The 12,864-nt window shown below is 59.0% G+C and carries 9 protein-coding genes and 1 pseudogene; 2 read left to right on the top strand and 8 right to left on the bottom strand.

The genetic code is table 11. From position 1 onward, the window contains the following. Positions 1 to 30: 30 nt before the first annotated feature. Both ICA16_RS11055 and ICA16_RS11050 read left to right on the top strand, forming a co-directional pair. Positions 31 to 702: a TetR/AcrR family transcriptional regulator gene (locus tag ICA16_RS11055; protein WP_042561566.1), complete on the top strand. Its 672-nt coding sequence runs from the start codon at positions 31 to 33 to the stop codon at positions 700 to 702. 30 nt (positions 703 to 732) lie between these two features. Further along, positions 733 to 1,587, top strand: coding sequence for a sulfurtransferase (locus tag ICA16_RS11050; RefSeq protein WP_210700617.1), 855 nt, complete (start codon positions 733 to 735; stop codon positions 1,585 to 1,587). Between the two features lie 61 nt (positions 1,588 to 1,648). Here the strand turns inward: ICA16_RS11050 and ICA16_RS11045 are convergent, their stop codons facing one another. The 8 genes and pseudogenes from ICA16_RS11045 to ICA16_RS11010 form a co-directional block, all read right to left on the bottom strand. Further along, a complete protein-coding gene (locus ICA16_RS11045; RefSeq protein WP_224450875.1) occupies positions 1,649 to 2,662 on the bottom strand; it encodes a hydrolase in 1,014 nt (337 codons plus the stop codon). A gap of 185 nt (positions 2,663 to 2,847) precedes the next feature. Beyond that, a complete protein-coding gene (locus ICA16_RS11040) occupies positions 2,848 to 4,263 on the bottom strand; it encodes a M16 family metallopeptidase (protein ID WP_210700797.1) in 1,416 nt (471 codons plus the stop codon). Beyond that, positions 4,246 to 5,544 (bottom strand): annotated as a pseudogene (locus ICA16_RS11035) (M16 family metallopeptidase); the annotation flags it as partial. The gene ICA16_RS11040 and the pseudogene ICA16_RS11035, both read right to left, overlap by 18 nt. Before the next feature lie 851 nt (positions 5,545 to 6,395). Next, positions 6,396 to 7,895: a M16 family metallopeptidase gene (locus ICA16_RS11030; RefSeq protein WP_210553459.1), complete on the bottom strand. Its 1,500-nt coding sequence runs from the start codon at positions 7,893 to 7,895 to the stop codon at positions 6,396 to 6,398. Next, the gene (locus ICA16_RS11025) at positions 7,892 to 9,232 is read right to left on the bottom strand and encodes a M16 family metallopeptidase (protein WP_210700616.1); all 1,341 of its coding nucleotides are present in this window, start codon (positions 9,230 to 9,232) and stop codon (positions 7,892 to 7,894) included. The genes ICA16_RS11030 and ICA16_RS11025 overlap by 4 nt, the downstream gene beginning before the upstream one ends. Before the next feature lie 111 nt (positions 9,233 to 9,343). Continuing rightward, positions 9,344 to 9,943 carry a 16S rRNA (guanine(966)-N(2))-methyltransferase RsmD gene (gene rsmD / locus ICA16_RS11020; RefSeq protein ID WP_150601991.1) on the bottom strand — a complete coding sequence of 200 codons (600 nt, stop codon included), beginning with the start codon at positions 9,941 to 9,943 and terminating at the stop codon, positions 9,344 to 9,346. Then, complete coding sequence (locus tag ICA16_RS11015) at positions 9,943 to 11,433, bottom strand: M16 family metallopeptidase (RefSeq protein ID WP_150601990.1); 1,491 nt, start codon at positions 11,431 to 11,433, stop codon at positions 9,943 to 9,945. The genes rsmD and ICA16_RS11015 overlap by 1 nt, the downstream gene beginning before the upstream one ends. Continuing rightward, on the bottom strand, positions 11,426 to 12,781 hold the full coding sequence (locus ICA16_RS11010; RefSeq protein ID WP_115147105.1) for a M16 family metallopeptidase: 1,356 nt from the start codon (positions 12,779 to 12,781) through the stop codon (positions 11,426 to 11,428). Before ICA16_RS11010 ends, ICA16_RS11015 begins: the two co-directional genes overlap by 8 nt. Between the last annotated feature and the right edge of the window lie 83 nt (positions 12,782 to 12,864).

Genomic DNA, 12,864 nt, shown 5'->3' with positions numbered 1-12,864 from the left:
CTCAACGCACTCTGAATTAAAGCCCAAGCCATGGCCCCACGAATAAAAACCAGCGAGCGTATCGTGCTGAACAGCCTCGAACTGTTCAATCAGCAGGGCGAGCGCAGCATCAGCACCAATCACATTGCTGCCCATATGGAGATTTCTCCGGGCAATCTCTACTACCACTTCCCCAACAAGCAGGCGATCATCGCCGTGTTGTTCAGTGAGTACGAGAGCCTTGTCGACAGCTTCCTGCGCCCGCCGCAGGGGCGCGCCGCGACGGTGGAAGACAAGCGCTTTTATCTCAAGGAGCTGCTCTCGGCGATGTGGCGATATCGCTTTCTGCACCGCGACCTCGAACATCTGCTCGACAGCGATCCGGAGCTGGCCGCGCGCTATCGACGGTTCTCCCAGCGCTGCTTGATCCAGGGCGGGGCGATCTACGAAGGTTTTGTTGCCGCCGGGATCCTCGACATGGACCGCGTGCAGATCGAATCCCTGACCCTCAATGCCTGGATCATCCTGACGTCCTGGGTGCGTTTTTTGTGCACCACCCGGGAGAACTCCAACCACCTCAGCGAGCAAGCCATCAAGCGTGGCGTGTACCAGGTGCTGGTACTGGAGGCCGGGTTTGTCACCGAACAGGCACGTGAAGAGGTCAATGCGTTGTTCGAGGAATTCTACGTGCCGCTGGCCCAGGCCCTCGATGACGTGAAGTAAACCGTTTCGTTGAATTCACAGGAGCCCGTTATGCCGATTGCGCAACTGATCAGTCCCAACGCACTGGATGCCCGCAAGGAGCAATCGGGGCTGGTGATTCTCGATTGTCGTTTTGCCCTCGAAGACCCGGATTACGGTCAGCGCAGCTACGCCGAAGGGCACATTGCCGGGGCGAGTTTCGCTGATCTGGAGCGCGACCTCAGTGGCAAAGTGGTCAAAGGCGTGACCGGACGTCATCCTTTGCCCGAGCCGACAGCGCTGGTCGAGCGCCTGCAAGCCTGGGGCATCAATGCCGACAGCGACGTGGTTCTGTATGACGACGGCCCCGGTGCCTACGCGGCGCGCGCATGGTGGTTGCTGGCATGGCTGGGCAAGCGCGAGGGCGTGTTCATTCTCGATGGCGGGCTCAAGGCCTGGCATGCGGCGGGTCTGCCGCTGAGTCTGGATGCGCCGACGCTAACGCCTGGTCATTTCAGCGGTCAGCCGGACATGAGCCTGCTGCTCAATGCCGAGCAATTGCAGCAACGCCTCGGTCAACCCGCGTTGACCCTGATCGATGCGCGGGCCTTGCCGCGTTTCAAGGGCGAAGTGGAACCTATCGACCCGATTGCCGGACACATCCACGGCGCACAATGCGCGGCGTTTACCGACAACCTGGGCAGTGATGGGCGCTTCCTGCCGGTCGATCAGCTCAAACAGCGCTTTGCCGCGAAGCTTGGCGAGCGTTCACCGTCCGAACTGGTTGCCTATTGCGGCTCAGGCGTGACGGCGTGTCACAACCTGTTTGCGCTGTGTCTGGCGGGGTACCCGTTGGGTTCGCTGTATGCCGGGTCGTGGAGCGAGTGGATCAACGAGCCTTCGCGCGGTATCGCCACTGGCGAATAACCCCCCTTTTGGGAGCGAGCCTGCTGGCGATGGCGTCAGGTAAGAGTATCGCCCTGATCGTTCAAGCCGTCAGGCGTGCCAGCCATTGCGGGATGCGACGTTCGAGGTAGTAGCCCGGCTGACGCAATGAGCCGTCGACGAAACCGACATGTCCGCCTTTGGGCTGCAATTCGAATTGCGTGCAGGCAGACAACTCTTCAACGCTCGGCAAGCTGTGCGGGAAGACGAAAGGATCGTCCGCTGCCTGAATGATTAGGGTCGGCGTACGAATCTCACCGAGAAAATAGCGGCTGGATGCACGGCGGTAGTAATCGTGCGCATCGGTAAATCCGTGCAGCGGCGCCGTCACCCGGCCATCGAAATCCCAGAACGTGCGCATGTTTTCCAGTGAGCCGAGCGCGGCCAGCTCCGCCAGGCTGTCCTCGCGGCCATCGTGCTGAAACTGCCGTTGCTTGTTCTTGATGTAGCCGACCATCTCACGCATGAAATGCGCCTGATAGATCTTCGAAAAACCCTGGCCGATACGGTCGGCGCATTGATCGAGCCGAAACGGTACCGACACCGCCACGGCACCGAGTACGCCGCTGGCGCTGCCGGTTTCGCCCAAGTGCTTGAGCAGCACATTACCGCCCAGGGAATAACCGACGGCATACAGCGGTGCCATCGGTCGCTTGGCGCGCAGGTGCCGAATGGCTTCGGCGAGGTCTTCGCTGGCACCGGAGTGGTAACTGCGCGATAGCAGATTCGGCTCGCCCGAACAGCCGCGCCAGTTCAGCGCGACACTGGCCCAGCCTTGAGCTCCCAGCACTTTTTGCAGGCCGGCGACATAAGGCGAATTGGACGAACCGGTCAGGCCGTGCAACACCAGCACCAATGGCGCATCGGCGGTGTGCGGGCCATGCCAGTCCAGATCGAGGAAGTCGCCGTCTGCAAGCCACAAGCGTTCACGTTCGCGGTCCAGGTGGGTGGTTTTGCGCCAGAGCGGTCCCCACAAGGTTTGCAGGTGCGGGTTGCCGAGACCGAAGGCGGGCGTAAAGCGGAAATCGGGACCGATGGAAGGGGTAAATGCGCGCACGGCAAATCTCGTAAGAATGATGCATGAAACGGCAGGCGCGCTGTTGCGACTGCCAAATTCAATGAAAACCTAACTTGCCACAAAGCTCGTGTCTGCGCGACACGTGTTCCGGGTCTAACCGTCGTCTGACGCCATGACAGGTCGCGCAAGCCTTATTAGTCAGCCATTACCAGCGGATCTCCGATTTATTGCGCGGCAGGCTCGGCAATGGGGGCCGGCAATGGCTTTTGCGGCACGGTCGGGCCAGCGGTCACGATGACCATTTCATCCAGACTCAGGTGCTTGTTCATCGCGGTTTTGACTTGCTCGACCGTTAAACTCTGGATCTGCCGAATGAAGTCCTCATCTTCGCTCAAAGACCCGTTTCGGAATCCAATGCCGGCGAGTTTGTTGACAATGCTGGCATTGCTGGCAGCGGACCGCAGGAGCCGTCCTGTCCGTTCGCGCTTGACCTCGGCGAGTTCTTTCTCGGTTGGGCCGTTTTCCAGGAAGCTGGCGATCACGTCCTTCACCAGTTGCAGCGTAGCCTCGCTAACGTCGGCGCGTGTTTTCAATTCGATCAAGAACCGACCGCGCACCTGCAACAGTTCCAGCGATGACCTTACATCGTAAGTCAGACCACGCCTCTCACGTACCTCGGTGGTCAATCGACTCCCTGGACCACTGCCAAGTATCCAGTTGCCCATCACCACCGCAGCATAGTCCGGATCGTCGCGCTCGACGCCCAGCTGCGAGAGACGCAGGATGGTCTGTTTGGTTGGAAACTCGAGGTGGACGGTGCTGGCCTCGTGTTGAACAGGTTGTTCGATTTTTGTCAGAGCTGGGCCCTTTGGCAATGAGGAAGAAACTTGTGCTGCAATCGCTTCGGCGTCCTCGCGGGAGAGATCGCCCACCAGCGCAATCACCGCATTACCCGCAGCGTAAGCTTTCTCATGAAACGCCTTGATTTGCGATCGTGTGATCGCAGCAACGGATTGCGCAGTACCGTATTTGGATGTCGTGTAGGGGTGATTGCCATATACACGTTTGAGAAGTTCTGCGTTGGCCTGTGCGTCAGGGTTCTGTTTGAAGTAGTTGACGCGAGCGAGTACCTGATCCTTGATGTGCAGAACCGCATCGTCCGGGAAAGTCGGTTTTCCTGTGAGTTCTGCAAACATTGCCAGGACGGGTTCGCGTTTATCCAGCGCGCTCAGGCTGCGAAGCGAGGCAACGGCTGTGTCGTTTTCAACGCCGTTTTTGAACGAAGCACCCACGCTTTCAAAAACGTCAGCGATTTGGCCAGCATCCTTATCCGCCACTCCTTCGTTGAGTAAGCCGTTAGTCAGTATCGCCAAGCCGCCAGCATCGCCATCACGGCTACTGCCTGCGGCGAAGGTCAGCTTCAGGTCGAACATTGGCAGTTCGGGAGCCGCGAGAAACATCACCTTGGCGCCTTCGACAGTGTTCCAGGTCTGCACGTCGAGCGTGCGACTGCTCGGGACTTTTCCTTCGAGTTCCGCCAATGACTGCAATGTACGGTCGGGACTGGAGTTGTCGCCGGGAGTGATTTCAGGTGTGGTTGGAACAGTAGTTTCAGAGGTACTTTCAGATTTTGCGTGCATAGGTAGCACGTGCCCGATGCTAAGGCGCTGGCGAGTGAAATAAGTGCGCGCGGCCTGCTGGATGTCTTGCGGCGTTACGCTCTGCAAGGCGAGCAGATCGGATTCCATGAACGTCCAGGAACGTCCGATACCTTCTTGTACACCGATGGCTTGGGCCTGGCTGGTAATCGAGTCTCGCTGGAAGGTCTCCCGCGCAATTATTTGCGCGCTCACCCGTTCAATCTCAGTCGTGGACGGGGGGGTAGTTTTCAGCTCATCGAGCAGCCTCCACAAGCCGGCTTCGACTTGTGCCACAGTTCTGTTTTTCAGAACGTTCGGCGTAACCGTCAGGGTGAACAGGCTGTCGCCACGGCTATTAGCGTCGTAGCTGACGGATCCGGAGGAAATCAACTCTTCGCCACGAACCAGTTGGCTCTGAATACGGCTGCTGAGTCCAAGGGAGAGAAGGTCTAAGATCAGGCGCAATGCGGTGACCGCGCGCTTGTCTTGAGCGGTGACGATACTCGGAACGTTGAAGCCCAGTATCAGGCTTGGAAATTGGGTCTGCACGTGCAGGGTGAGCTGACGTTCGCCAGGTTCGGCAAGCTCCAAGGGGATTTTCGCTGGCGGCACGTTGCGTCGGGCAATCGGACCGAAGTAACGCTGGGCCAGGGTTTTGACTTCATCCAGCGTCACGTCGCCGACCACAACCAATATGGCATTGTTGGGCATGTACCAGGATTGATACCAGCCACGCAGATCTTCGACCGTCATACGGTCAAGGTCAGCCATCCAGCCGATAGTGGGCGTGTGGTATCCACTGGTCGGGTAGGCCATGGCCGCGAAAAGTTCGTAGGCCTTGGCGAACGGAACATCGTCAGTACTCAAACGACGTTCTTCCTTGACGACTTCGATCTCGCGGGCGAACACGTCTGCCTGCAGACGCAGGCCGGCCATGCGGTCTGCTTCCAGTTCCAGAGCCACGCCCAGATGGTCGCGCGCCAGTACCTGGTGATAAACGGTGAAATCGGCGTCGGTATATGCGTTTGCTTCTGCGCCAAGGTTGCGCAGTATCTGCGAAGCTTCGTCTGGGCCGAGTGTCTTGCTGCCCTTGAACATCATGTGCTCCAGGACGTGGGACAAGCCTGTCTGCCCCGGCGCTTCGTAGCTTGAGCCGACTTTATACCAAACCTGGGAGGCTACTACCGGCGAACGATGATCTTCGCGCACGACGACCTTCAAACCATTGTCGAGTGTGAATACATGAGTTGCCTTGGAGGGTGATTCAGTTGTTACATTCATCCGTGAATAGTCCGTAATGTTTAAGCGAGTTATTTCGCTTAGACACAATGAACTGCGAATGGAAGTTCGCGTTAATCTTCATGTATTACTATTTGAGTGAGCTTGATGTGATGTCCGGCCGGGCTGGGAATTAACCTGTCCGGATATACCTTGAAGAAATGTTGCAGAGCCTCGTTGTTGCAGTGAGTAATAAGCCCGTGCGGTAGGTGGAGGGTCGATGGTGGCGATTAAATAACAGGCGGAGTAATGCTGTATTGGATGGTTTGAAAGTCGGACTGCTAGTTGTATGAGTTTTATAGTTCGCGACGGTAATAGGTGAAAGTGGATTCCCTTAAAACAAGGAGCCTGATACTTCAAATTCAACGATGCGGGGTGTGTTGAGTGTTAGGCAGGCGATCTATTACACCTGCATACGAATGGTATATCCGCCGAAATTCTTGCTGGGTCCGAGCGTTCGGCCCAGTAGATTTTCGGCGGATTCTTGCGCCTGTGTCGACGCTTTATTTCTCGACAGGGTAAGAGCGCCCGACGCTTGCCCGTTCACGGTTAAGGAACGCCTTCGCGGCACCCTGAATATCAGCAGGGGTCAGCTCTCTCAGCGGCGGAACGTCAAGGTCCATTAATTGCCATGGGCAACCATTGGTGACCAGTCGGGCGATGGTCTTTGATTGCCCCTTCAAGCTATCGTTGAACCAAACTGAATAACGCGAACTTCGAAGTGTTGCTGTTCGAGAAGTGTCGGCAAAAACTACCTGGACACGCAGTAAGGCCGGCCCAGGCGTTTTGTTAAGCTGATATTGCAGCACTGCGTTGCCGCAACCGTAATACGCGCGAGCGGATTTGTGCTCACGTTACAGCGCTGCCTCGGCGCGACACATGCTCGGCAATGAGGTGCTGGACGGTGCGAGCGGTGGCTCCGGCAATGGCTGCTGAACGACAGTCGCCCCCACCGTTGCGACGCGCCAGCGATCGGCGGACAAGTGTCGCTTCATTGCTTCGTGGACTTGCTTGAGCGTCAGACGCTGTATCTGTTGCACGGTGTAATCAAGGTCGAGTGGCAGGTCATGTTGGTTGATTGCCTCCAGTCGGGCGAGTATTTGTCCGTTGCTGGCGCTCTGCAGGGCGCGACTGTTGGCCAACCGAATCTTGATCTGGTCGAGCTCCTGCTGTGTCGGCCCGTCGCGCAGATAGTCACTGAACATTGACCGGGTCAATGCCAGCGTCGCCTGGCTCAGTGACGGACTGACCTGCAGGGAAATGGTCATCACGCCTGCCGTGGCCCAATTGGAGTTTTCTGCGTGTACGTTGTACACCAGCCCGCGCTTTTCCCGCAGTTCACTCATCAGTCGACTGCTGGGTGTGCCACCAAAAATCAGATTGGCCACGTACAACGCTGCATAGTCCGGGTGCTGGCGCGACACGCTGCGCTGGGCAAGCTTCAGATGGGTCTGGGTCAGTGGCCGTTCCTCATGACGGGTCAGGTCGGTGCCGTCCGCTGTTTGCACAGGCATAGGCGGTGGGGGAGTGCCGCCCATAGGCATGACCGGCAGGGCATTGCTGATTTGCAGACTGATCGTCTTGGCCTGTGCCAGCGTCAAATCCCCCACCAAAGTGATTTGTGCCTGACTGGCGGTATAGAAGCGCTGGTGAAATTGCTCCACGTCTGTGCGTGTTATCGCTGTCAGACCCTCATTCGTGCCATAGAGCGGCACTGAGTAGGGACTGTTCGGGGCCAGCAGTTTCCTGACCAGGTCCTCCGCCAGTTTGTCATCGTCCCGGGATGCGCTGGCGATACGGTCTTTTAGTGCTTTTTTGACCTTCTTCAACGCGTCGTCGGTCAACAGCGATTCGCCGAGCATCTGCGTAATCAACTGCAGTGCCGGTGCACTTTTCTGTGCATTGCTCAAGCTGCGCAACGACAGCGTGACGCGTTCATGCTCAATGCTCAAATCAAGCTGCGCACCGAGATCATCGAATGTCTGGACAATCGCGGGAAAGTCTTTACCCGGCACGCCTTCAATGAGCATCCTCAGCGTCGTTGCGGCGAGTCCCGGCAGGCTGCTGTCCCGGGCGCTGCCGGCAGTGAAGCTGACTTGCAGATCGAACATCGGCAGCTCTGTGGTGCGGATGAACAGCACTTTGGTGCCGGTCTGCGTTTTCCAGCCCTTGATTGACGTCGCCCGTGGCGTTATGGGCTCAGGTGTCAGCTCTTTCAATGATTCCAGGCGCGGCGTGGGGAAGTTTGCCGGCGTAATGGAGACCGTGGATGCCAATGTCCGGGCGCAGGTCAGGCAGGCGATTAGTCCGAGCACAAGGCAAACGCGCCATGGTCGACGAAGGTAGCTAATCATGGTGCCACCTTCTTCAATACATGGGCGACGCTCACACGCTCTCGTGTCAGATAGCGCTCGGCAGCCTGTTGGATATCAGTGGGTGTCACCTGTGCGAGTTCGTCGGCATCCCGATCCATCGATTGCCATGACAGGCCAATACTTTCAAGTGTGGCCAGCCTGTTGGCCTGAGCCATGATGGAGTCTTGCGCATACACTTGCTTGGCAATCAACTGAGTTCGCGCGCGTTCCAGCTCCTCGGGAGCAGGTGCAGTGGTTCGCAGTTCTTCGATGATTTTCCAGATCCGCGCCTCGGCAGCGTCGATATCATTGGCATGGGTACCGGCAAGTACGGCTGTCACTGTCAGTAGCGAGTCACCTCGGGTCAGGTAGGCATACGAGGTGTCGATCTCGCTGAAAACCTGATCAGCGTAACGCAGGCGTTTTTGCAGAGGTGAACTGTTCGTACCGCCCAGCAATATGTTGAGCAGACGTAGTGCGTGTGCTGATCGCGGGTTTTGAGCGGTGACCAGCCCTGGCACATTAAAGGCCAGGATCAGTTGAGGCGCGGGCACAGGAAGGTAAAGCTTCAACTTGCGTTCACCCGGCGCTGCCAGCTCGGTGGGTCGCAATAATCGGGGAGCCGGCCGCGTGGCGAGCGGGCCGAAGTAGCGCTCTGCGAGCGTCTTGACCTGGTCTACTGTCACATCACCGACGACGACCAGCGTGGCGTTACCGGGTACGTAGTGGAGGTGATACCACTTGCGCAGGTTTTCGGCGTTTAACCGGTGCAAGTCATGCATCCAGCCGATAATCGGTGTGCGATAGCTGCTTGCCAGGTGTGCCACGCTCTGCAGGCGCTCTTGGGCCAGACTATGGTTATCATCGTCAATCCTCAAGCGACGCTCTTCGCGAATGACCGCCATTTCCGGGACCAGATCGGAATCACGCAAGTGGGCGGTCGACATCAGATCAGCCATCAGCTCGAACGCGACGCCCAGATACTTTGGCGCCAGGGTCTGGTAGTAAACCGTGGCATCTTTGTAGGTTGAGGCGTTATGTCGGGCGCCCAGCGTGTCAAGAATCGCCGCCGCCTCACCTGCGCAGGTTTTGCTGCTGCCTTTGTAGAGCATGTGCTCGAGCGCGTGGGAGAGCCCGGTCTGACCCGGCGCCTCGTCGGCAGAGCCAACCTGGAACCGCAGTTGCGAGGTTGCCAATGGCGCGCGATGGTCTTCGCGCACAAGCACTTTCAGGCCATTTTGCAGAGTGAATTGATGAGTCGGCGGGGGCGGGGCGGCCAGCGTCATCAATGGCGCCAGGCAAAGAAAAAGCAGCATCCGGCTGCATAGCGTGTCCATACGTGAATCGTCCTCAGTGGTTAGCGCAAATTGTGCTAGCCACTGTGGCGAGATTCGTAGGGCTGCGTGCGGTATCTATCTATCGCACGTCAGCGCCCATGAGCCCAGGGCTCAGACGCTGCGCTGCCACAACGAGTAATAAACGCGACCGGATTTCTGCTCGCGGTGCAGGCGCCAGTTGCCTGGCAAGCCGAGAGTCGAAGGTGCGGTTTCGCTTTCGGTGTAGACCCAGGCATCGTCGGCCAGCCACTGACGCTCTTCGAGCAGTGCGCACACGGCGGGCAGCAGGTTCTGGTTGAACGGCGGGTCTAGGAACACCAGGTCATACGCGGTGGCAGTTTGCGTTTCCAGATAGCGCAGGGCGTCGGCGGTCTGTACCTGACCGTTGGTGCAGCGCAGGGTGCCAAGATGCTCCTTGAGGCTGGAGACCGCGATGTTACTGGCGTCCAGCGCCTGGCCCATGGCGGCGCCACGGGACAGTGCTTCGAGAAACAGCGCGCCGCTGCCGGCGAACGGATCGAATACCTTGGCGCCCTCCACGTAAGGCGCGAGCCAGTTGAACAGGGTCTCACGCACGCGGTCCGGCGTTGGGCGCAGCCCCGGCGCGTCAGGGAAGCTCAGCTTGCGGCTGCCCCATTCACCACCAATGATGCGCAGTTGATTCACGCCGTTGTGCACGTTGTGAACAGGTTTTTTCGGACGAGTAGCCATTAATGCTCCGGAACCCCGAGCGGTTGCTCGGCAGGTTTATCAGATGGGGCCGGTAACGGCTTTTGCGGCACGGTCGGGCCAGCGGTGACGATGACCATTTTGTCCGTGCTCAAATGTTTGTTCAGAGCGTCGCGGACTTGTTCCACGGTCAGGCTCTGGGACTGACGCATGAAGTCATCCAGGTAGCTCAACGGCAGATTATAGAAGCCCATGGCGCCAAGTTGGCCAACAATGTCGGCGTTGCTCGCGGTGGACAGCGGGAAGCTGCCGGCCAGTTCGCGTTTGGCGTCGTCGAGTTCTTTCTGGGTCGGGCCGGTTTTCAGGTAGTCGGCAAGCACGTCCTGCACCAGTTTCAGCGTGCCTTCGCTCATTTCGGCGCGGGTCTGCAGGTTGATCAGGAACGGGCCGCGAACCTGCATCGGGCTGAAGCCGGAATATACGCCATAGGCCAGCCCGCGTTTCTCGCGAACTTCGCTCATCAACCGGGTGCCAAAACCCCCGCCGCCGAGGATCTGGTTGCCCATCGACAATGCCGCGTAGTCCGGATCATCACGGTCGATGCCCAACTGCGCGATCATCAGGTTGCTCTGCTTCGATGGGAACTCGATGTGACCGACGCTGGCTTGCGGTTCCTGTGGCTGGGCGATCTTGGCCATTGCCGGGCCTTTCGGCAGGGCAGCGGAAACCTGATTGGCAATCGCCTCGGCGTCAGCGCGGGACAGGTCACCGACCAGCGCGATCACCACGTTGCCGGCAGCGTAGGCCTTGGCGTGGAATTCACGCAGTTGCGCAAGGGTGATCTTCGGTACGCTCTGCTCGTTGCCGTCGCTCGAATGCGCGTACGGGTGATCCCCGTACAGGCGCTTCATCAGCTCCAGGCTGGCAAGTTTGCCGGGGTTCTGTTTCTGGTATTCGAAGCCGGCGAGCATCTGATTCTTGATACGCGCGAACGAGTCGGCAGGGAAGGTCGGTTTGCCGACGACTTCCGAGAACAGCTTCAATGCCGGTTCGCGCTGCTCAGCGGCGCTCAGACTGCGCAGCGAAGCCAATGCCATGTCCTTGAAAGCGCCATTGCCGAAATCCGCACCGAGGCCTTCGAAACCCTGGGCGATTGCACCGACATCCTTGCCAGCCACGCCTTCATTGAGCATCGCGTTGGTCAGCACCGCCAGACCCGGCGCATTGCCGTCCTGACTGCTGCCGGCGGCGAAGATCAGGCGCATGTCGAACATCGGCAGCTCGTGGGCTTCGACGAACAGCACCTTGGCGCCTTCGGCGGTGTTCCAGGTCTGCACGTCGAGTTTGCGGCTGGCCGGGGCCTTGCCGTCGAGTTCGGCCAGCGATTGCAGCTTTTGCGTGGACTTGGCGTTGTCCAGTGCTTCGCTCGCCTTGCTGTCAGCGCTTGGCGACAGATAGAAAGCAGTGGCGCCGATCACCGCGACCGCGATCAGACCAAGCAACAACAGGCGTGGGGTTTTGCGCTCACTCATGAGTCGTCTCCAGTGGCAGTACGTGGGCGACGCTGAGACGTTCGCGGGTGAAATACAGCTTGGCGGCGTTCTGGATGTCTTGCGGGGTCACGCTTTCCAGATCGGCCAGTTCGGTGTCCATCAGTTTCCACGACAGGCCGACGGTCTCAAGCTGACCGATGGCCGTGGCCTGACTGGTGATCGAATCACGTTCGTAGACCAGACCGGCAATCACTTGAGCGCGGACGCGCTCCAGTTCTTCGGCGGACGGCGCAGTGGTTTTCAACTGCTCCAGCAGCTTCCACAGGCCAGCCTCGGCTTGCGCCATGGTCTTTTTCTTCTGGGTGTTGGGCGTGGCCGACAAGGTAAACAGGCTGTCGCCGCGAGTGTAGGCGTCGTAGCTCGACGAGCCGCCGGACACTAGCTCTTCACCGCGCTCCAGTTGGGTGGGGATGCGTCCGCTGTAACCGCCATCGAGCAGCGCCGAAATCAACCGCAGCGCGTTAACCGAGCGTTTGTCCTCGGCAGTGGCGATGCTCGGCACGTTGAAACCGAGCATCAGGCTAGGCAGTTGTGTCTGCACATGCAGAGTGATCTTGCGCTCGCCGGGTTCGGCCAGTTCCAGCGGTTGTTTCGCCGGTGGCACGTCGCGTTTGGCGATCGGGCCGAAGTAGCGTTGGGCGAGGGTTTTGACTTCGTCCGGAGTGACGTCGCCGACGACCACCAACGTGGCGTTGTTCGGCACGTACCAGGATTGATACCAGTGACGCAGCTCTTCAACCTTCATCCGGTCGAGGTCAGCCATCCAGCCGATAGTCGGCGTGTGGTAGCCGCTGGCCGGGTAAGCCATCGCCTTGTAGCGTTCGTAAGCCTTGGACATCGGCTTGTCATCAGTGCGCAGGCGGCGCTCTTCCTTGATGACTTCGATTTCCTTGGCGAACTCGTCGGCCGGCAGGCGCAGGTTGGCCATGCGATCGGCTTCCAGTTCGAAGGCCACGCCCAGACGGTCGCGCGCCAGCACCTGGTAATAAGCGGTGAAGTCATCGCTGGTGAAAGCGTTCTCTTCGGCGCCGAGGTCGCGCAGGATCAGCGAGGCTTCGCCGGGGCCGACTTTTTCGCTGCCCTTGAACATCATGTGCTCAAGCGCGTGGGACAGGCCGGTCTGGCCCGGGGTTTCGTAGCTGGAACCGACCTTGTACCAGACCTGCGACACCACCACCGGCGCGCGATGGTCTTCGCGCACGACGACCTTCAAGCCGTTGTCGAGGGTGAATTCGTGGGTCGGTTGCGGGTCGGCCGCCAGGGCCGAAAGGGGCAGGCAGACTGTGCTGAACAGCAGGCCTGCAGCGCGGCGGGCTAGAGCATTCATTCGTTTTTTAACCTGTTGGGCTGCCCGCTTGGTCTTAGCCTAGGCGGGCGAGGAGGTGCTAGGATACTGATCCGTTTTACTGG

The organism is Pseudomonas anatoliensis, assembly GCF_017976235.1.
GTDB lineage: Bacteria > Pseudomonadota > Gammaproteobacteria > Pseudomonadales > Pseudomonadaceae > Aquipseudomonas > Aquipseudomonas anatoliensis.
The sequence above is the reverse complement of the archived record's forward strand: the minus strand, read 5'-3'. Positions and strand labels throughout refer to the sequence as shown.